General features: G+C 75.0%; 14 protein-coding genes and 2 tRNA genes. 8 read left to right on the plus strand and 8 right to left on the minus strand.

The features are described from left to right. Window positions 1–4 precede the first annotated feature (4 nt). Window positions 5–1,483: a glutamate--cysteine ligase gene (locus tag L6E12_RS15235; RefSeq protein ID WP_236228547.1), complete on the minus strand. Its 1,479-nt coding sequence runs from the start codon at window positions 1,481–1,483 to the stop codon at window positions 5–7. 125 nt (window positions 1,484–1,608) lie between these two features. On the opposite strand from L6E12_RS15235, the gene orn reads away from it, so the two are divergent. The 3 genes from orn to L6E12_RS15250 all read left to right on the plus strand — a co-directional run bounded on the left by orn (window position 1,609) and on the right by L6E12_RS15250 (window position 2,643). Continuing rightward, a complete protein-coding gene (gene orn, locus L6E12_RS15240) occupies window positions 1,609–2,214 on the plus strand; it encodes an oligoribonuclease (protein ID WP_236228548.1) in 606 nt (201 codons plus the stop codon). Window positions 2,215–2,281: 67 nt separating this feature from the next. Continuing rightward, window positions 2,282–2,354: transfer RNA gene (locus tag L6E12_RS15245), tRNA-His, on the plus strand. 64 nt (window positions 2,355–2,418) lie between these two features. Beyond that, on the plus strand, window positions 2,419–2,643 hold the full coding sequence (locus tag L6E12_RS15250) for an RNA-binding S4 domain-containing protein (RefSeq protein WP_236228549.1): 225 nt from the start codon (window positions 2,419–2,421) through the stop codon (window positions 2,641–2,643). Between the two features lie 6 nt (window positions 2,644–2,649). On the opposite strand, the gene L6E12_RS15255 is transcribed toward L6E12_RS15250, so the two are convergent. Continuing rightward, a complete protein-coding gene (locus L6E12_RS15255; RefSeq protein WP_236228550.1) occupies window positions 2,650–3,849 on the minus strand; it encodes an Ig-like domain-containing protein in 1,200 nt (399 codons plus the stop codon). Window positions 3,850–4,016: 167 nt separating this feature from the next. On the opposite strand from L6E12_RS15255, the gene L6E12_RS15260 reads away from it, so the two are divergent. Beyond that, window positions 4,017–4,092 (plus strand) — tRNA-Lys (locus L6E12_RS15260). Window positions 4,093–4,161: 69 nt separating this feature from the next. Here the strand turns inward: L6E12_RS15260 and L6E12_RS15265 are convergent. Beyond that, window positions 4,162–5,301: a glycoside hydrolase family 3 N-terminal domain-containing protein gene (locus L6E12_RS15265; protein WP_374201884.1), complete on the minus strand. Its 1,140-nt coding sequence runs from the start codon at window positions 5,299–5,301 to the stop codon at window positions 4,162–4,164. A 256-nt stretch (window positions 5,302–5,557) separates the two neighbouring features. Here L6E12_RS15265 and L6E12_RS15270 point away from each other — a divergent pair, with 256 nt between their 5' ends. Next, the gene (locus L6E12_RS15270) at window positions 5,558–5,755 is read left to right on the plus strand and encodes a hypothetical protein (RefSeq protein WP_035278943.1); all 198 of its coding nucleotides are present in this window, start codon (window positions 5,558–5,560) and stop codon (window positions 5,753–5,755) included. A gap of 80 nt (window positions 5,756–5,835) precedes the next feature. Continuing rightward, window positions 5,836–6,639 carry a DUF4184 family protein gene (locus L6E12_RS15275; protein WP_236228552.1) on the plus strand — a complete coding sequence of 268 codons (804 nt, stop codon included), beginning with the start codon at window positions 5,836–5,838 and terminating at the stop codon, window positions 6,637–6,639. On the opposite strand, the gene L6E12_RS15280 is transcribed toward L6E12_RS15275, so the two are convergent. The 5 genes from L6E12_RS15280 to L6E12_RS15300 form a co-directional block, all read right to left on the minus strand. After that, on the minus strand, window positions 6,623–6,841 hold the full coding sequence (locus L6E12_RS15280) for a hypothetical protein (protein ID WP_236228553.1): 219 nt from the start codon (window positions 6,839–6,841) through the stop codon (window positions 6,623–6,625). The genes L6E12_RS15275 and L6E12_RS15280 overlap by 17 nt on opposite strands. Continuing rightward, the gene (locus tag L6E12_RS15285; protein WP_236228554.1) at window positions 6,838–7,986 is read right to left on the minus strand and encodes an inorganic phosphate transporter; all 1,149 of its coding nucleotides are present in this window, start codon (window positions 7,984–7,986) and stop codon (window positions 6,838–6,840) included. Before L6E12_RS15285 ends, L6E12_RS15280 begins: the two co-directional genes overlap by 4 nt. 111 nt (window positions 7,987–8,097) lie before the next feature. Next, a complete protein-coding gene (locus L6E12_RS35390) occupies window positions 8,098–9,336 on the minus strand; it encodes a diguanylate cyclase (RefSeq protein ID WP_236228555.1) in 1,239 nt (412 codons plus the stop codon). A 296-nt stretch (window positions 9,337–9,632) separates the two neighbouring features. After that, window positions 9,633–10,544, minus strand: a complete 912-nt coding sequence (locus L6E12_RS15295) for an SDR family NAD(P)-dependent oxidoreductase (RefSeq protein WP_236228556.1) — start codon at window positions 10,542–10,544, stop codon at window positions 9,633–9,635. Window positions 10,545–10,794: 250 nt separating this feature from the next. Continuing rightward, window positions 10,795–14,256: a tetratricopeptide repeat protein gene (locus L6E12_RS15300; protein ID WP_236228557.1), complete on the minus strand. Its 3,462-nt coding sequence runs from the start codon at window positions 14,254–14,256 to the stop codon at window positions 10,795–10,797. A 389-nt stretch (window positions 14,257–14,645) separates the two neighbouring features. Here L6E12_RS15300 and L6E12_RS35105 point away from each other — a divergent pair, with 389 nt between their 5' ends. Continuing rightward, on the plus strand, window positions 14,646–16,838 hold the full coding sequence (locus tag L6E12_RS35105) for a phospholipase A2 (RefSeq protein ID WP_304523884.1): 2,193 nt from the start codon (window positions 14,646–14,648) through the stop codon (window positions 16,836–16,838). 81 nt (window positions 16,839–16,919) lie between these two features. Further along, on the plus strand, window positions 16,920–17,162 hold a 243-nt coding region (locus L6E12_RS15310; RefSeq protein ID WP_236228558.1), incomplete at its 3' end, for a hypothetical protein.

Genomic DNA, 17,162 nt, shown 5'->3' on the forward strand with positions numbered 1-17,162 from the left:
GAGATCAGTCGACCGGCCAGGTGTGCACGGGTTCGTTGCTGTGCATGAACTCCGCGTACCGGCGCACCATCTCCCGCAGCGCCTGCTCCCGGCTCACCGACCCCGCCGCCTCCACCGACTTCACCGTCTCCACCTGCCAGGTGGCGCCGTTGCGCCCGGTGATGCAGCGCTGCTCGATGATGCCGAGCAGCCGATCCCGGTCGGCCGGGTCCACGCCCCACGCGTCCAACCCCTGGTGGGCCATCGGCAGCAGGCGGCGCAGCACCAGCTCGGTGACCGGGACCTCGCCGACGTTGGGCCAGTACACCCGGGCGTCGATGCCGTTGCGGGCCGCGGCGTGGAAGTTGTCCTCGGCGGCGGCGAAGCTCATCTGCGTCCACACCGGACGGTCCTGGTCGGCCAGCGCGCGCACCAGGCCGAAGTACAGCGCGCCGTTGGCCATGGTGTCCACCACGGACGGCCCGGCGGGCAGCACCCGGTTCTCCACCCGCAGGTGCGGGCGGCCGTGCACCACGTCGTAGATCGGGCGGTTCCAGCGGTAGACCGTGCCGTTGTGCAGGCGCAGCTCGTGCAGCTCCGGGGTGTCGCCGCGGGCGAGGACCTCCACCGGGTCCTCCTCGTCGGTCAGCGGCAGCAGGGCGGAGAAGTACTGCACGTTCTCCTCGAACAGGTCGAAGATCGAGGTGATCCACCGGTCGCCGAACCACACCCTGGGGCGCACGCCCTGGGCCTTCAGCTCGTCCGGGCGGGTGTCGGTGGCCTGCTCGAACAGCGCGATCCTGGTCTCGGCCCACAGTTGCTTGCCGAACAGGTACGGCGCGTTGGCCCCCAGCGCCACCTGGATGCCCGCGGCGACCTGGCTGGCGTTCCAGTACTTGGCGAAGTCCTCCGGCGCGGTTTGGAGGTGGTATTGCACGCTGGTGCACGCGCTCTCCGGGGCGATCGAGTCGGCGTGCGCGACCAGCCGCTCCGGACCGCCGATGTTGATCTCCAGGTCCTCGCCGCGGGCGGCGAACACCTGCTCGTTGAGCAGCTTGTAGCGCGGGTTCGTGCTGAGCACGTCGAGGCTGATGTGCTTTCGCTGCAGCGTGGGCAGGATGCCCACCATCACGATCCGCGAACCGGCCCTGCGCGCCTTCTGCTCGGCCTCGTTGAGGTCGTCGCGCACCAGCTCCTCGAATGCGCGCAGGCCGTGCGGGCCCAGCGGCTGCGGCGGCAGGTTGATCTCGATGTTGAACCGCCCCAGCTCGGTCTGGAAGGCCGGGTCCGAGATCGCCGCCAGCACCTCGGCGTTGCGCATCGACGGGTCACCGTCCCCGTCGACCAGGTTCAGCTCGATCTCCAGCCCCGCCATGGGGCGGCCCGCGTCGAACCGGGACTCGGCCAGCATCTGCGCGAACACGTCCAGGCAGCGCCGCACCTTCTGCCGGAACCGCTGGCGATCGGCCCGGGTGAACTCCGTCGACTCGACATCCTTGCCCATGCCCCCAGCGTGATCCATCGCGGCGCCCGCCGCCACACGCCGGCCCATCCGGACGCGCCCGCCGGAACCCGACACGGGCGCGCGGCGCCGGTGGGCGGCGGCGGCCCCCGGCTAAGCTGCCACGCGTGACGGACCGCCTGGTATGGATCGACTGCGAGATGACAGGGCTCGACCTGGGCAAGGACGCCCTGATCGAGATCGCCGCCCTGGTCACCGACTCCGAGCTGAACGTCCTCGGGGACGGCGTGGACCTGGTGATCCACACCGATGACAACACCCTGGCGGGCATGCCCGACGTGGTGCGGGAGATGCACGCCCGCTCCGGGCTCACCGAGGAGGTCCGCGCCTCGACGCTGACCCTGGCCGAGGCCGAGCGGCAGGTCCTCGACTACGTCCGCGAGTGGGTCCCCGAGGTCCGCACGGCCCCGCTGTGCGGCAACTCCATCGCCACCGACCGCGGCTACATCACCCGCGACATGCCCGCCCTCGACGCGCACCTGCACTACCGGATGGTCGACGTGTCCTCCATCAAGGAGCTGTGCAGGCGCTGGTACCCGCGCATCTACTACGCGCAGCCGGACAAGGGCCTGGCGCACCGGGCGCTGGCCGACATCCGCGAGTCGATCCGCGAGCTGCGCTACTACCGCGGCACCGCCTTCGTCGCCCAGCCCGGCCCCTCCACCGAGGAGGCCAAGGCGGTCGCCGAGGCCGTGCTCGCCGCGGATGCCTAACCCGGTATGAAGCCCGCGCACGGGCACGCTATGCTGTGCGCGCACGGTGCTGAGAAGCACCGCTGTGGTGGGTGTAGCTCAGTTGGTAGAGCACCTGGTTGTGGTCCAGGAAGTCGCGGGTTCAAGTCCCGTCACTCACCCGTACGAGGCCGATCCCCGTTCGCGCGGGGGTCGGCCTTTTCGGTTGCCAGGGGAGGGTGCGCGGTGGGCGAGATCCGCGAGGTCGAGATCCGGGACGACATGATCCGGCTGGGGCAGCTGCTCAAGCTGGCGGGCGCCGCCGAGGACGGCGCGCACGCCAAGGACCTCATCGACGGCGACGAGGTCACGGTGAACGGCGAGGTCGAGGTCCGCCGGGGCAGGCAGGTGCACCCGGGGGACGTGGTCGGGGTGGGCGGCGAGTCCTTCCGGGTCACCGCCCGCCCCTGAGCGCGGTCAGCGCTTGCCGCCCGCCTTCCACGTCTCCCACGGGATCTGCCAGTCGCTCTGGCCGTCCCAGGGTTCGAGCACCGGGCCGCCGGAGTTCTGCACCACGATCACGTCGCCCTTGTTGGAGATGCTCTGCAGCCAGGCGGCGTTCTCGGTCGACATGTTGATGCACCCGTGGCTGACGTTGCGCGCGCCCTGGTCGCGCACCGACCACGGCGCGGAGTGGAAGAAGATGCCGCTGTTGGACATGCGGCTCGCCACGTCGACCTTCGTCCGGTAGCCCGCGGCCGAGTCCGTGGGCACGCCGTAGGTGGAGGAGTCCATCGTGTAGTCGGTGTGCTCGCTCATCACCGTGTAGGTGCCGACCGGGGTCTCGTGGGCCTTCTTGCCCAGGGAGATCGGGATGGTGCGGGCGGGGGTCCCGTTGACGGTCACCGTCATCTGGTGGGTGGCCCCGTCGGCGACGGCGATCACCGAGTCGCCCACCGTGACGGTGGCGGTGCGGTCGGCGCGGCCGTAGACGCCGTTGCCCAGGTCCTTGCCGTAGATGGCGGCGTTGATCGCCACGGTGCTGTGCGGCTTCAGGTACTCCTTGGGCCGCCAGTGCACCTCTTTGTCGCTGAACCAGTAGAACGCGCCCTCCGCGGCGGGCGTCGGGGTGACCGTGATCGCCTTCTCGGCGGCGGCCTTGTCGGCCACGGCGGCGTCGAAGTAGAACGCGAACGGCTGGCCCACGCCCACGACCTGCCCGTCGAGCGGGTTCATCGACAGCGCGGTCTGGCGGGCGGGCTTGACGGTGGTGAACGTCGAGGTCGACGTGGCCGTCTTGCCCGCGGGGTCGGCGGCGGTGGCCGTGGCGGTGTAGGTCTTGCCGTAGCCGAGCGCCTCGGTGGTCGTCCAGCTCGCGCCGTCGGCCGACAGCGCGCCCGCGACGACCTTGCCGTCGGCACCGGTCACCGCGGCCTGGGTGATCTTCCCGCCCGCGGCCGTGACCGTCACCGGGGCACCCGGCGCCACCCCGGCGGCCTGGTCGGCCGGGGCGAGCGCCAGCGCCAGCGGAACGGGCGGCGCGGCGGACTGCCCACCGGTCGCCACTGCCTCCGGCGGTGTCCCGCCCGGCGTGGTCGACCCTTCAGCGGTGCACGCCGCCAACGCCACCACCCCGACACAGGCGAGCACCGCCCGCGCCCACCGACCCCTCGTCATGTCCTACCCCCACCGCTTGTCCTTCACCCGGGTGACCAGTGTGCCCGACGTTCACCCGAAAGAGTGGGGGACCACCAAAAACAGTCAGGGGGACCCCCCGATTTTGGGCCTTCCGGGGGCCTGTGCTAACTTTTTCCCTGTCAGCGGGAGAGACGCTCTCCCGGCGAGCGCCGCTAGCTCAACTGGCAGAGCAGCTGGCTCTTAACCAGCGGGTTCGGGGTTCGAGTCCCTGGCGGCGCACCACAAGACAGCAGAAGGCCCGTCCACACCGGACGGGCCTTCTGCTTTTCCACTGTCCTTTCGCGAGCGGGTTCAGCAGGCGGCCTTGGCGCGCAGCACGCGGCCCAGTGCCTCGGTGACCCGGGCGGGGGCGAGTTCGCCGGTGCCCAGCGCCGCCGTGAGCCGGTCGAGCACCTGGGGCAGGCGCGCGCCGGAGGACCAGAACGGGACGTCGGCCCCGGCCTGGAGCGCGGTCAGGACCGCCTCGGGCAGGTCGTAGCGGTCGGAGATGGCGCGCATGGAGCCCAGGTCGTCGGTCACGGTGAGGCCGGTGAACCCCAGTTCCCCGCGCAGCAACCGGTAGGCGGCGGGGGAGAGCGAGGCGGGGGCGCCTTCGGTGAGGCCGGGGACGGTGAGGTGGCCGAGCATCACCGCGACCTGTCCCGCCCGGGGCAGGTCGCGGTAGGGGGCGAGGTCGACGGCGCGCAACTGCTCCAGCGGCGGCGTGGTGACGGCGGTGACGTGGGAGTCGCCGGTGGCGCGGCCGTGCCCGGGGAAGTGCTTGAGCACCGGCAGCAGGCCCGCGTCCCGCAGCCCGGCGGCGAAGGCACCGGCGTACCGGGTGGCGACGGCGGGGTCCGAGCTGAACGACCGGTCGCCGATCACCGCCGCGCCCGGCTGGTCGCCGACGTCGACCACCGGGGCGAAGTCCAGCGTCACACCGCGCGCCCGCAACCGCTCCCCCCGGGTGCGGGCGAGGTCGCGCACCTGCTGCTCGGAGAGGGTCGCGGCCATCGTCCGCGCGCTGGGCAGGTCCCCGTCGAGCGCGTCGACCCGCTGCACCCGCCCGCCCTCGTCGTCGACGGCCACGGTCAGCGGGAGCGCGGCAGCGTCCCGCACCGGGGCCAGTCCCCCGTCCACCAGCAACGCGGTGGCCTTGCCGCCGAGGAAGATCCCCCCGACCTGCTCCTGCCCGACGGCCGCCAGCGCGGCGGCCGGGCCCTTCGGGTCGACCCCGACGATCAACAACTGGGCGAGCTGCCGCCGGGGAGGCAGGCTCGCGACCACCCCCGCGCACGCGTCGACCGGGGCGGCACCGCTCGCGGCGGGCGGCCCGGGTTCCGAGGTCACCCCGTTCTGATCACTGCGCGCAACAGGTGTGCCGGAGATCACCTGCTCGGGGATCAGCAGGACCGCGGCCAGCACCCCGCCCGCGCCGATGGCGGCCAACAACCCCCGCGCCCGGCGCCGCCCGCGCGCCCGCGCACGGCGCGGCGACCCGCGCGCACCCTCGACCGCCAAGCCCATCCCCTCCCGTTCGGGGGTGGGGTGCCCAACCGGGTGACACCTGAACCCGCGACGGTGGCGGCGCGGGCACCGTGGCCGTGATCACGCCCGCCGACCGGGACAAATCGGGTGGCGGTGGGATGGCGTGCGGACGGCCCGCGCGGCGGGTGCGAGGATCGGGAGCCACAGGCGAGGAGTGCGGATGAACGAGGGCGAGGAGTCGGAGCTGGAGGTTCCGGCCGAGGTGCACACGGTGTGCCAGTACTGCGGTGGCGGCGGCATGATCGCCGACCCGAAGCTGGCGATCATCGGGGGCACCCCCCGGACCGTCGACAACGGGCGGCCGTGCGCGCACTGCGAGACGGTGGGGCACTTCGCGGGCATCGTGCCGCCGGTCTGACCCCGCCGCGGGCGCGATCTCCACGGGAACTTCACCCGCCGGGCGCGCGCGGTCCACACCGCGCGGGGATCGTCGGGGGCATGCCGTTCACGCTCGCGCACCCCGCCGCCGTGCTGCCACTGGCCAGGAAGCCGCTGGTGGCCTCGGGACTGGTGGTGGGGTCCCTGTCGCCGGACCTGACGTACTTCGTGGCGCTGCGCCCGCTCGGCGGGGACTTCACGCACAGCCCGCTCGGGCTGGTGGTCGTCGACCTGCCGCTGGCCCTGGCGCTGCTCGCGCTGTTCCACGCGTTCGCCGTCCCGGCGCTGGTGTCGCTGGCGCCGCAGTGGGTCCGGGAGCGGGTCGTCGCGGTCGCCCGGCCGCCGCGGCCGAGCCCGGTGCTGGTGGTGTCGGTCCTCGTCGGCGGGGTGACGCACCTGGTGTGGGACGCGTTCACCCACCACGACGGGTTCGCCGTGGTGCGGCTGCCGTGGCTGGCCGGGTCGCTGTGGACCGACATGCCGGTCTACCAGTTCCTGCAACTGGGCAGCAGCGTCGCCGGGATGGCCGTCGTGCTCTGGTGGTGCGCCCGGTACCTGCGCGGCGCCGAACCCGCGCCGGTGCCCGCCCGCTTCGCGCCCGCCCGCCGCCCGTGGCTGCCGGTGACCGGGGTCGTCGTGGCGGCCGGGGCGCTGGCGGCGGGCAACGCGCTGCGCGGCATGGCGAACGTCGCCGACCAGTCGGTGGTCGGGGTGACGCGCACGCTGGCCGCGGGGGTGACCCCCACCGCGGTGCAGGTGCAGACGGGCCTGATCCTCGCCTCCATCGGGGCGGTGACCGGGGTGTTCCTCGGGCTGCTCGCCTACGGCGTGGTGCGCCGCCGCAGGCTCACTTCGCCACGATGACCCAGATGCCGACGCCGACGAGGGCCACGCACAGCGCGAAGCTGACCACCGCCAGGCCCAGCCCCAGCGCGCTGGCGCCGCCCGCCTGCCGGGCGTCGGCGTGGTCGGACCAGCCGCGCACCCCCAGCGCGAACAGCACCACCGCGCCGATCCCGGTGCCCAGCGCGGCGAGGACCACCTCGCCGAGGGACGCCCAGTTCACCGGTGACCCCCCGCGGCGGACGTGGCGGATTCGCTGATCGGCTCCACCGGGATGTCGTTGACGTTGTGCGCGCTGACCGCGTCGCGGCGCGACAGCAGGAAGACCGCACCGCCGAACGCCGCCCCCAGCACGGCGACCGCGGCCGTGCCGACCGCCCCGGATTCCGCGACCACGCCAGCGAGCGCGCCCGCGGCCCCGGCGGCGGGCAGGGTGATCAGCCAGGCCAGCACCATCCGCCCGGCCGTGCCCCACCGCACCACCGCCTGCGGGGTGCCCAGCCCGGCGCCGAGGATGCCGCCGGAGCACACGTGCGTGGTCGACAGCGCGATGCCCAGGTGCGAGGAGGTCAGGATCACCGCGGTGGCGCTGGTCTGCGCGGCGAAGCCCTGCGGGGCGCCGATGTCGGTGATGCCGCGGCCCAGGGTGCGGATGATCCGCCACCCGCCGAGGTAGGTGCCCGCGGCGATGGCGAGCCCGGCGCTGACGATCACCCAGGTCGGCGGTCCGGAGCCGGTCGGCAGGTTGCCTGCGCTGATCAGCGTCAGCGTGATGATCCCCATGGTCTTCTGCGCGTCGTTCGTGCCGTGCGCCAGCGACAGCAGCGAGGCCGAGGCGATCTGCCCGATCCGGAACCCCCGGGGTGTGCGGCTCGCGGTGGCCCGGCGGGTGATCCGGAAGGCCAGGTAGGTGGCGATCCCGCCCGCGACCCCGGCGACCACCGGCGCCGCCACCGCGGGCACCAGCACTTTCTCCACCAGCTTGGCGAAGTGCACCGCGTCGCTGCCCGCGGCCACCCAGGTGGCCCCGACCAGCCCGCCGAACAGGGCGTGCGAGGAACTCGACGGCAGGCCGACGTACCAGGTCAGCAGGTTCCACACGATGGCGCCGATCAGGCCGCCGAAGACCACCTCGGGGGTGATCGCGGCGTCGTCGACCAACCCCCCGGAGATCGTCTTGGCCACCTCTACCGACAGGAACGCCCCCACCAGGTTGAGGACCGCGGACAGCGCCACCGCCACCTTCGGCCGCAGCGCGCCGGTGGCGATCGACGTGGCCATGGCGTTCGCGGTGTCGTGGAAGCCGTTGGTGAAGTCGAAGACGAGGGCCGTGACGACGACGAGCGGGACCAGCACGGTCAGGTCCACCGAGAGACTCCCTCCCCGAAGGGTGCTCCATTCGGAAACCGGAAAAGCGGGTGACGCACACGTTAACGTCCGATGACCGCGACCCGCCCGCGCGGCGCTGTGCCGGTCCGGTCAGGGGGCGACGCGGATGCGGTTGCGGCCGGTGCTCTTCGCCTCGTAGACCGCCGCGTCGGCCTGGCGGAGCAGCGCTTCCAGGGTGGTGGTGGGGGCGGGGGCGGCAGCCACGCCGATCGAGGTCGTGCGGGCGGTGATGGTGACCGGGTTGCCCCGCTTGTCCTTGGCCGGGACGTGCATGGCGGCCACCCCGCGGCGGACGCGCTCGGCCACGTGGGCGGCCTGGGCGGCGTCGGTGTCCGGCAGGAGCAGGACGAACTCCTCGCCGCCGAAGCGGCCGACGATGTCGCCCTGGCGGGTGGTCTCGTGCAGGACCGCGCCGACCGCGCGCAGGACCGCGTCGCCCGCCGGGTGGCCCCACGTGTCGTTCACCTGCTTGAAGTGGTCCAGGTCGAGGACCGCCACCGCCACCGGGGTGCCCCGGCGGCGGGCCCGGACGAGTTCGCGGTCGACCTGCTCGTGCCAGCCCCGCGAGTTCAGCAGGTCGGTCTTGTCGTCGGTGCGGGAGTCGCCGCGGAGGTTCTCCATCTGCAACGCCCCCCAGTCGAGGGCGCACAGGAGGGGGACGACCAGCAGGGGCGCCACCCAGGCGTGCGCCACCGCCAGGGCGACGAGGACGCCCAGGCTGACCGTGAGGGCGGCCATGGCGTTGTCGCGGCGGGTGCCGGTGACCTGGGTGCGGGTGGGGTGGGGGGTGGACAGGGCGATCACGCCCGCGATGGCGGCGGCGTTGAGTGCGAAGTAGACCGCCGCCGCGGTGAGCAGGACCAGGAACTCGCCCAGGGAGAAGCGGTGCAGCACGTCCAGACCGGACACCCGGACCACCGCCAGCGACGCCAGCGCGGGCAGCAGGATGCCCGCGGTGCCGAAGGTGAACCGGTAGAGGGGGCGGCGGGCGACCGGGTAGAGCTGCACGCGCAGCAGCAGCATCGACAGCACCGCCATCCACGCGGGCAGCAGGACCATGGCGGGCAGGATCCACACGACCGAGGTGTCGACGTGCGGGCCGCCGCGGTTGTCCCGGCGGGCCTCCTCGGTGCGTCGGGACAGCCACAGGTGCGCCGCCCCGGCGAGCACCAGCGCGCCGCAGCGGCGCCAGTCCGCCGCGGCCGCCTGCCGGTCGGCGAGCAGCGCCGCCGCCAGCGCCACCGCGGTGAGGAGTTCGAACACCAGGATGTAGGCGATCGCGGGCCGCGGCAGCGACCACAACCCGGTCGGCGGTTTGACGGCGGTCACCCCGGTGCCCGAAGCTGCGGTCCGGCTCCCCGGCGCCGCCGGGGTGTGGTCGTCGACCCCCTCGGGCGTCGGGCCCGGTGGGTGATCCGCGGGAGGTGGGACCGATGCGCAGCCGCGACTGGTGACCCCGTGCGCCGACGCGCCCCCGGGGCCGGTGGCCGCACCCCCGCCCGTGGGGGTGGTGCGCCCGCGTGCGTGCCGGACCAACGCCGCGGCCCTCCTTCTCCCCTCGGAACGGTGCCCTCAGGGGAAGGATACGTCGCGCCCGACAAGATATTTAGTCTTCAACAATTCGATCAGGCGGGCGTGAGCCACTTGCGCAGCCTGGGCGGCAGCCGCTTCTCCAGCCCGTAGGGCTCCAGGTGCCCGCCGAGCACCTCGGTGAACGCCCGGTCGACGCTGTCGAGGTCCCACTCGTCGCGGCGCAGGATCGGGGCCTTGAAGTGCGGCCTGCCCACCACGTGCAGCTCCGTGCCGGTGCAGCGCACCACCTGCCCGGTGATGCCCGCGGAGCGGTCGTCGAGCAGGAAGTGGACCAGCGGCGCGACCAGGTCCGGCGTGCGGTCCGGGCCGGTCACCCGCGAGGCGCGCTCGGAGGTCCACACCATCCTGGTGTAGGCGAGCGGGCAGACCGCGTTGACCCGGATCCCGCACTCCTCCAGGTCGAGCGCCCACGAGTAGGTCAGCGAGGAGACCGCGCCCTTGCTCGCCGCGTACGCCCCCAGGGTCCGCTGACCGAGCGAGGCGCCGGAGGAGATGTTGACGATCGCCCCGCCGCGGCCCGCGGCGCGCATGCGGCGGATGGCCGCCATGCCGGTGTAGAGCACGCCGAGGACGTTCACCTCGACCAGGGCGCGGACCCGCGCCGGGTCGTCGTCCCAGGGCAGCGCCTCGTGGTTGAGGCCCGCGTTGTTGACCAGCCCGTCGACCGCGCCGAACTCGCGGGCGCACAGGTCCACGATCGCCTCGGCCTGCTCCGGGTCGGCGACCGAGTGGCCGCTGGCCACCACCGCCCCGCCGTCCGCGCGGATGCCCGCGGCCACCTGCCGGGCCGCCTCGTGGTCGACGTCGTTGACCACGACCGCGGCCCCCGCCCCGGCCAGGTGCGCGGCGAACGCCGCCCCCAGCCCCCGGCCGGCCCCGGTCACCACGACCGCCTTGCCGTCGAGAGTGCTGCCGCCGAGAATGCCGCCGTCCAGAGTGCTCATCGTCGTGCTCCCCTTCGCAGGCCCCGAATCCGCGCCGGGGGCTCCCGGCGGCCTCGGCGGTCGAGCGACCGCCACCTGCGGGGTCAGTCTCGGTGAGCGCGACCCCGGGGGCAGCCCGGTCGCGCCGAGCGGCGCGGCCGGTGCGCCGAACGCGGTGTCAGCCGTTCGGCCCAGCGGAACCACGGACTGGTCGCTCGCTTTGCGTTGAACGGTGCCCACCGTCACCCGATCCGGGGACGCGCGGAGCCGGTCAGTCGGCGGCGAAGGCGGCCAGCAGCGCCCGGACGTGGTCGGCCTCGGGGACCGCGAGGCCCTCGAACACCGGCAGCGCCGCCCGCCAGTCGACCACCGCGCCCCGGCGGTCGCCGCCGTGCTGGCGGATGAGCGCGCGCACGTGCCTGGCCCGCGCCTCGGCCAGGCGCTGCCCGGAGCGCGCCGCCACCGACAGGCCGCGCTCGACGTGGTCGCCCGCGGAGTCCGGCTCGCCCGCGTCGAGGTGGGCGTGCGCCAGCTCGGTGAGGGCGCGGGCCTCCAGCAGCCGCATCCCGGTGTCGCGCATCAGGGCCAGGGCGCCGAAGCCGTGGTGGATGGCGGCGCGCGGGTCGCCGGTGCGGCGGGCCAGCGCGCACAGGCCGGTGAGCACCGAGGCCTCGCCGTAGCCGAAGCGGATCTCGCGGGCCAGGTCCAGCGCCTTGGCGTAGTGGTCCGCCGCGGCCGACCACTCGCCGGTGCGCTGGGCGATGGTGCCCAGGATGTCCAGGCAGCTCACCTCGTGCCGCCGCTCCCCCAGTTGCCGGTTGGCCTCCAGCGCGTGCCGGACCTGGGCCGCGGCCGCGGCGTGGTCACCCGCGTCGCAGCCGGTCTCGGCCAGGCAGACCAGCATGCTGACCTCGCCGTGGCGGTAGCCGTAGCGCCTGCACACCGACAGCGCGTGCCGGTAGCGCTCGGTGGCCCTGGGCAGGTCGCCCATCGCCCAGTGCGCCAGGCCCAGCCCCTGGCAGGCGGCGGCCTGCACGTGCCGGTGCCCGACCCTGGTGCTCAGCTCCAGGGCCTCGGTGTGCCGGGCCAGGGCCTCCTCGGGCCTGCCCAGCGACAGCGCGGCGACCCCCAGGTAGTGCAGGGCGCCCGCCTCGCCGAACCGGTTGCCGATGGCCCGGTTGAGCTCCAGCGACCGCTCGTAGAACGCCGAGGCCTGCGCGGGCTGCCCGAGCTGGGAGTGCGCGCGGCCCAGGTTGTGCAGGGCGCCCGCCTCGACCACCCGGTTGCCGGTGCCCTGGCTCAGCTCCAGCGCCCACCCGTGGTGCTCGATGGCGGCGGCGTAGTCGCTGAGGTTGCAGTGGATCAGCCCGAGCAGGTCGTGCACGGAGGCCTCGGCGTCGACGTCGGCGCAGGAGCGGGCGGCGGCCAGGGCGGCGCGGCCCACGGCGAGCCCGTCGGCGCCGTGGCCGCGGTTGAAGAAGAACGCCCGCAGCGCCTCGGCGAAGCGCCACGCGTACCGGGGCAGGCCCAGGCCGGTGGCCTCGGTGGCGGCGGCGACCAGGTTGCCCAGTTCGGCGTCGAGCCAGGCCAGGGCGGTGTCCTCGGCGCCTGCGGGGCGGGGCAGCCCGACCCGCCACAGCACGGCGCTGTGGGCCTCGACCTCGCGCAGGTAGTGGTCGAACAGCGCCACCAGCGCGGCGGTGTGCTCATCGGCGCCCGCACCGCCTCCCGCGCCGTCCGTCGCACTGTCCTCGGCGCGGTCCTTGGCGTAGTCGCGCAGCAGGTCGTGCAGGGCGTAGCGGCCGCGGCTCTGCTCGCGGATCAGGTTGCCGTGGTGCAGCACCCGCAGCAGCCGCGCCGCCTCGGGCACCGGCAGGCCGCCCAGGGCCGCCGCGGCGGCCGGGGTCAGGTCGGCGCCGGGCACCAGCCCGAGCAGCCGGAACAGCCTGCGCGCGCCCGGGGCGAGCTTGGCGTAGGACAGGTCGAACGCGGCGCGCACGGCGGCGGACTCGTCGCCGGTGACGGCCAGCCCGGTGAGCCTGCCGCGGTCGCGCAGCTCGCGGGTGTAGTCGGCGATGCTCACCAGCGGCCGCACGGCCAGGTTCGCGCCCGCGATGCGCAGCGCCAGCGGCAGGTGCCCGCACACCCCGACCATCTCGGCGGTGGCCTCGGGCTCGCGGCGCAGCCGGGCCGAGCCGACCATCCGCCCCAGCAGTTGCACCGCCTCGGCCGGGCCGAGCACGTCCAGCGGGAGCTGGTGCGCGCCGTCCTGGGCGGTGAGGCCGGTGAGCCGGTCGCGGCTGGTGACCAGCACCAGGCAGCCGGGCGAGCCGGGCAGCAGCGGGCGGACCTGCTCGGCGGTGGCGGCGTTGTCGAGCACGACCAGGACCCGCCTGCCGGTGAGCAGGGTGCGGTACAGCCCCGCCGCCTCGTCGGTGTCGACCGGGACCCGCTCCGGCGGCACGCCCAGCGCGTGCAGGAACCGGACGAGGACCTGGTGGGTGCTCAGCGGCGTGCCCTTGGCGTACCCGCGCAGGTTCACGCAGAGCTGCCCGTCGGGGAAGCGGCCGCGGGCGCGGTGCGCCCAGCGCAGCGCCAGCGCGGTCTTGCCGACCCCGGCCGTGCCGGACACCGCGACCAGGACCACCCCGGTGTCGACCCGGTCGAGCAGGGCGTCGAGGTCGGCCAGGGAGGTGTCGCGGCCGACGAACCCGGGCGACTCGGCGGGAAGCTGCGCCGGGACCGGTGGCCCCGGCGGGGTCTCCGGGTCGGGTCGCGGCGGCTGGGCGCGCAGCACCCGCAGGTGCGCCTCCCGCACCTCCCGACCCGGTTCGACGCCGAGGTCCTCGTCGAGGCGGGCGCGCAGGTCGGTGAACACCCGCAGCGCCTCGGCCTGCTCGCCGGTGCCCGCCAGGCCCAGCATCAGCCGGGCGTGCAGGCCCTCGTGCAGCGGCTCGTCGGGGATCAGCGCGCGCAGGGCGCCGACCACGCCCGCGTGCTCGCCCAGCGGCAGCGCCAGGTCGGCGTAGGTGAGCGCGGTCGCCTTGCGGCACACCCCCAGCGCCACCGCGGTCGGGTGCCCGCGCAGCCGCTCGGGCAGGTCGGCCAGCACCGGACCGCGCCAGCAGGCCAGCGCCTCGGCGTGCAGGTCCGCGGCGGCGGCCCCGTCGGCGGTGCGGGCCCTGGCGACCAGCTCCTCGAAGCGGAGCAGGTCGAGCTGCTCGGGGGTGGCGCCGAGCCGGTAGCCGCCGGGGACCGAGGCGATCGAGCGGCCGCCGGGGTCCAGGGTGCGGCGCAGCCGGGAGACGTAGGTGTGGACCAGGCCCAGGCAGCTCGCGGGCGGGTCCTCGCCCCAGAGCACGTCGACGATCTCCTCGTGCGAGACCCGGTGGTTGGCGTTGAGCGCGAGCAGGGCCAGCAGGGACCGCTGCTTGACCGCGCCCGGCCGCAACTGCTGCCCGCCGTGGGCGACGCTGAACGCGCCGAGCACCCCCAGCCGCAGGGCCGGGGCCGCCTCGGTGCGGGCGTCGAGGGCGTCCGGGGAGACGCCGACGGCGGCGGCGAGCCTGCGCACCGATTCCGTCCTCGGCCTGCCGACGCCGCCGCGCTCGATGTAGCGCAGCGCGCGCACGCTGAGCCCGGACCGGGCGGCCAGCTCGCCCTGGGTCAGCCCGGCGCGCAGCCGGTGCGCGCGCACCGCAGCGCCGAACGAGCCGGGGGCACCGGGGTCCATCGCGTCCTTTCCGCCTGCGCGGGGGCTCTTGCCGCCACCGGCGGCCGAAGTTGCCGCCCGCGCCGAAGATAGCGCACCGAAAAACGTGGTCGTCGCAGGTGGAGGCCATGATCACAAGCCGGCCCCGGTCGCCGCGGCAGTACAGAACCGTTGCCAGGTGTGGACACTAGCGTGTGTCGTCGGGTCCGGTCCGCGCTTTCACGCGCGCGGGCGGACCCATTCGTGGCGCGGCGTTCTGGGGGTGCGCCGCGCCACGCGGGCCGTGGGGTTCTTCCCGTCGGGGGTTGCCGCCCGCGGTCCGCGTGGGGGCGAACTCGGCAGGAGCCGGGAACCGGCCACCGGTAGCCTCCCGGAGGTGGGGGCGGCACTCGACACATGACCATCCGGCGATGAGCGGCGAAGCGCCGCCCGAGCGGGATCCGGCTGGGCGCCGGGTCCGGTCCCGGCTGGGCTGGCTGGTGCTGGTCGTGCTGGTCGCCGCCGGGTTCGCGGTGGTCGCCTCCCGCTCCCCCGCCCCGGCCGACCACCCGCCCACCGGCGACGTCGCCCGCGCGGCGACCGCGGTGGACGCCCTGCTGCACCCCGGTTCCGGCCGCGACCCGCTGACCGAGCTGCCCGCCGACTTCACCGCCGTGGTGGGCGTGGTGCCCGACCGGCTCCCCGCCCCCGACGGCACCACCCGGTCGGTGCACGTCGACGGCGGCTGCTCGACCCCGTGGGGCGACGACGACACCCGGTGGGACTTCTCGGTCGGCTGCAAGGCCCACGACCTGGGCTACGACCTGCTGCGCTACGCCGCGGCCAAGGGGCAGCCGCTGCCCCCGGACGCGCGCCGCGACCTCGACGCGCGGCTCTCGGCGGACATGCACCGGCAGTGCGAGCTGAACCCGCGCGGCTCCGGCGGCACCTGCCGGGTGGTCGCCTCGCTGTACTCCGCGGGCCTGGTGGCCAACTCCTGGCACCAGCGCTGGGGCCCGCCGGTGAGCGAGCCGATGGGCGGGTGGGCGATGGCGGCGCTGGTGGTGGTGCTGCTGCTGGCGGTGCGGGTGCCCGCGTTCGCCCGGCGCCGGGTGCCGCGCGAGGACGCGCACCCGCTGACCGAGGCCGAGGGCGACCGGGCCGCCTACCTGGGCCTGGTGCGGCTGCTGAGCCTGAGCGGGGTCGTGCTGGCGGAGTCGGTGCTGGCGTTCGGCCCGCTGCTGTCGGTGCCGGTGGCCGACCTGTGGCCGGTGACCTGGCTGCTGCAACTGGTGCCGCTGTTCTTCTTCGCGGGCGGCAACTCCAACCTGCTGGCCTGGCGCGCGGCGCGGGCGGCGGGCACCGGCTACGGCGGGTACCTGGCGCGGCGGGTGTCCTGGCTGATCCGGCCGGTGCTGGCGTTCGTCACCGCCTGGCTAGTGGTGCCGCTGTCGCTGGACCTGCTCGACGCCCCGGACGCGGTGGTGGCCGCCTTCGGCAGGCTCGTCGCGCAGCCGCTGTGGCTGCTCGGGCTGTACCTGCTGGTGGTCGGCGCGGCCCCGGTCGCGCAGTGGGCGCACGAGCGGGCGCCGCTGCTCACCCCGGCCGCCCTGGCCGCGGGTGTCGCCGGGCTCGCGGTCGCCGGGTCCGGCTCGGTCGCCGCGCACCTCGGCGGGATCGTGCTGGCGCTGTTCTTCGGGCAGCTTTCGTTCCTCTACGCCGACGGCACGCTGTGGCGGCCGGGCAGGCGGGTGCCCGCGGTGGTCGCCGCGGGCGCGCTGCTCGGGCTGGTGCTGCTGACCGCGGTCCTCGGCCACTCCCCCGGCCTGATCGCCGAACCCGCCGAAACGGCCAGCTTCGTGCCCTCCGCGCCCGCGGTGCTGCTGCTCGGGCTGGCCCAGGTGTGCCTGGTGGTGGCGCCGGGCCCGGCCGGGGTGCGGGCGGTGGCGCGCGGGGCGGCGGTGCGGGCGGTGCGCTTCGCCCGGTCGGCGCCGATGACGGTCTACCTGGTGTACCTGTGCGCGCTGCTGCTGCTGGCCGGGGTGGTCGGCGCGCTGCGCTGGACCCGGGCCGCCGGGTGGGTGCCCACACCGCGCACGCTGGCCGCGATCGGGCTGCTTGCGGTGCCCACGGCGCTCGCGTTCCTGCTGTTCGAGCGGCACCGGCACACCCCGGAGCCGGTGGCGGAGCACCCGCGCCGGGGCAGCCGCTGGGAAGTGGTGGCCGCGACGCTGGGCACCGCCTACGGCGCGCTGGGCATCGTCGGGTTCGCGGTGACCGGGCTGACCGGCACCGGGCACGGCGCGGTGGTGCTGGGGATGCCGATGGACCCGATGGCGGGGGTGATCCACCTGCTGCTGGGCTGGTACCTGCTGCACTCGGTGCGGGTGGGCACCGGCGGGACGCCGTGGCCGTGGCTGCTGGCGGCGGTGGCCTGCGTGCCGCCGATGGTCACCACGGTCAGCGACACCGGCACCGCTGTGCACTCGATCACCATCGGCGTGGCGCTGCTGGCGGCGGTGGGCACGGCGTGGCCGCGGCGCGGTTCGGGGCGTCCGGGCAGCTCGGAGCCGGTGTCGCGGCGACCGGCACGGGTGAACGGGGGTTCCGGGGTGCCCGGCTGAGCCCGTGCCGTGGCAAGCTCCCCGGAATCGTATGTCACAGTACGGACAACCTGGGCGGCCCTGTTCGCGTCTGTTCCGAAGATGGGGCAGGACGGCCGCCGCTTTCGACACGACGTGCGCGACGGCGTGCCGCGCGCCGCCGACGGGGAGGAGCAGGGCGTGGAGTACCGGCCGCCTGGGTCAGGCAGCGCCGCGGGCCGGGAGCGGTCCGCCCAGGCACGTGCCGACCGCGGGAGAGGCGCCGAGCCCGGCGCCGCCCGGTCGGGGCGCCCGACCGACCGCGCCGCCCGCCAGTCCGCCGACCGCGCCCGCCAGCCCGGGGAC

It is taken from the genome of Actinokineospora sp. PR83 (assembly GCF_021056305.1).
Classification (GTDB): Bacteria; Actinomycetota; Actinomycetes; order Mycobacteriales; family Pseudonocardiaceae; genus Actinokineospora; species Actinokineospora spheciospongiae.

Bases quoted from the DNA above. Each gene is read 5' to 3' on its own strand.
- L6E12_RS15235 (WP_236228547.1), bottom strand. From the start codon at position 1,483: ATGGGCAAGGATGTCGAGTCGACGGAGTTCACCCGGGCCGATCGCCAG.
- L6E12_RS15255 (WP_236228550.1), bottom strand. From the start codon at position 3,849: ATGACGAGGGGTCGGTGGGCGCGGGCGGTGCTCGCCTGTGTCGGGGTG.
- L6E12_RS15270 (WP_035278943.1), top strand. From the start codon at position 5,558: ATGAACGAGGGCGAGGAGTCGGAGCTGGAGGTTCCGGCCGAGGTGCAC.
- L6E12_RS15275 (WP_236228552.1), top strand. From the start codon at position 5,836: ATGCCGTTCACGCTCGCGCACCCCGCCGCCGTGCTGCCACTGGCCAGG.
- L6E12_RS15295 (WP_236228556.1), bottom strand. From the start codon at position 10,544: ATGAGCACTCTGGACGGCGGCATTCTCGGCGGCAGCACTCTCGACGGC.
- L6E12_RS15300 (WP_236228557.1), bottom strand. From the start codon at position 14,256: ATGGACCCCGGTGCCCCCGGCTCGTTCGGCGCTGCGGTGCGCGCGCAC.
- L6E12_RS35105 (WP_304523884.1), top strand. From the start codon at position 14,646: ATGAGCGGCGAAGCGCCGCCCGAGCGGGATCCGGCTGGGCGCCGGGTC.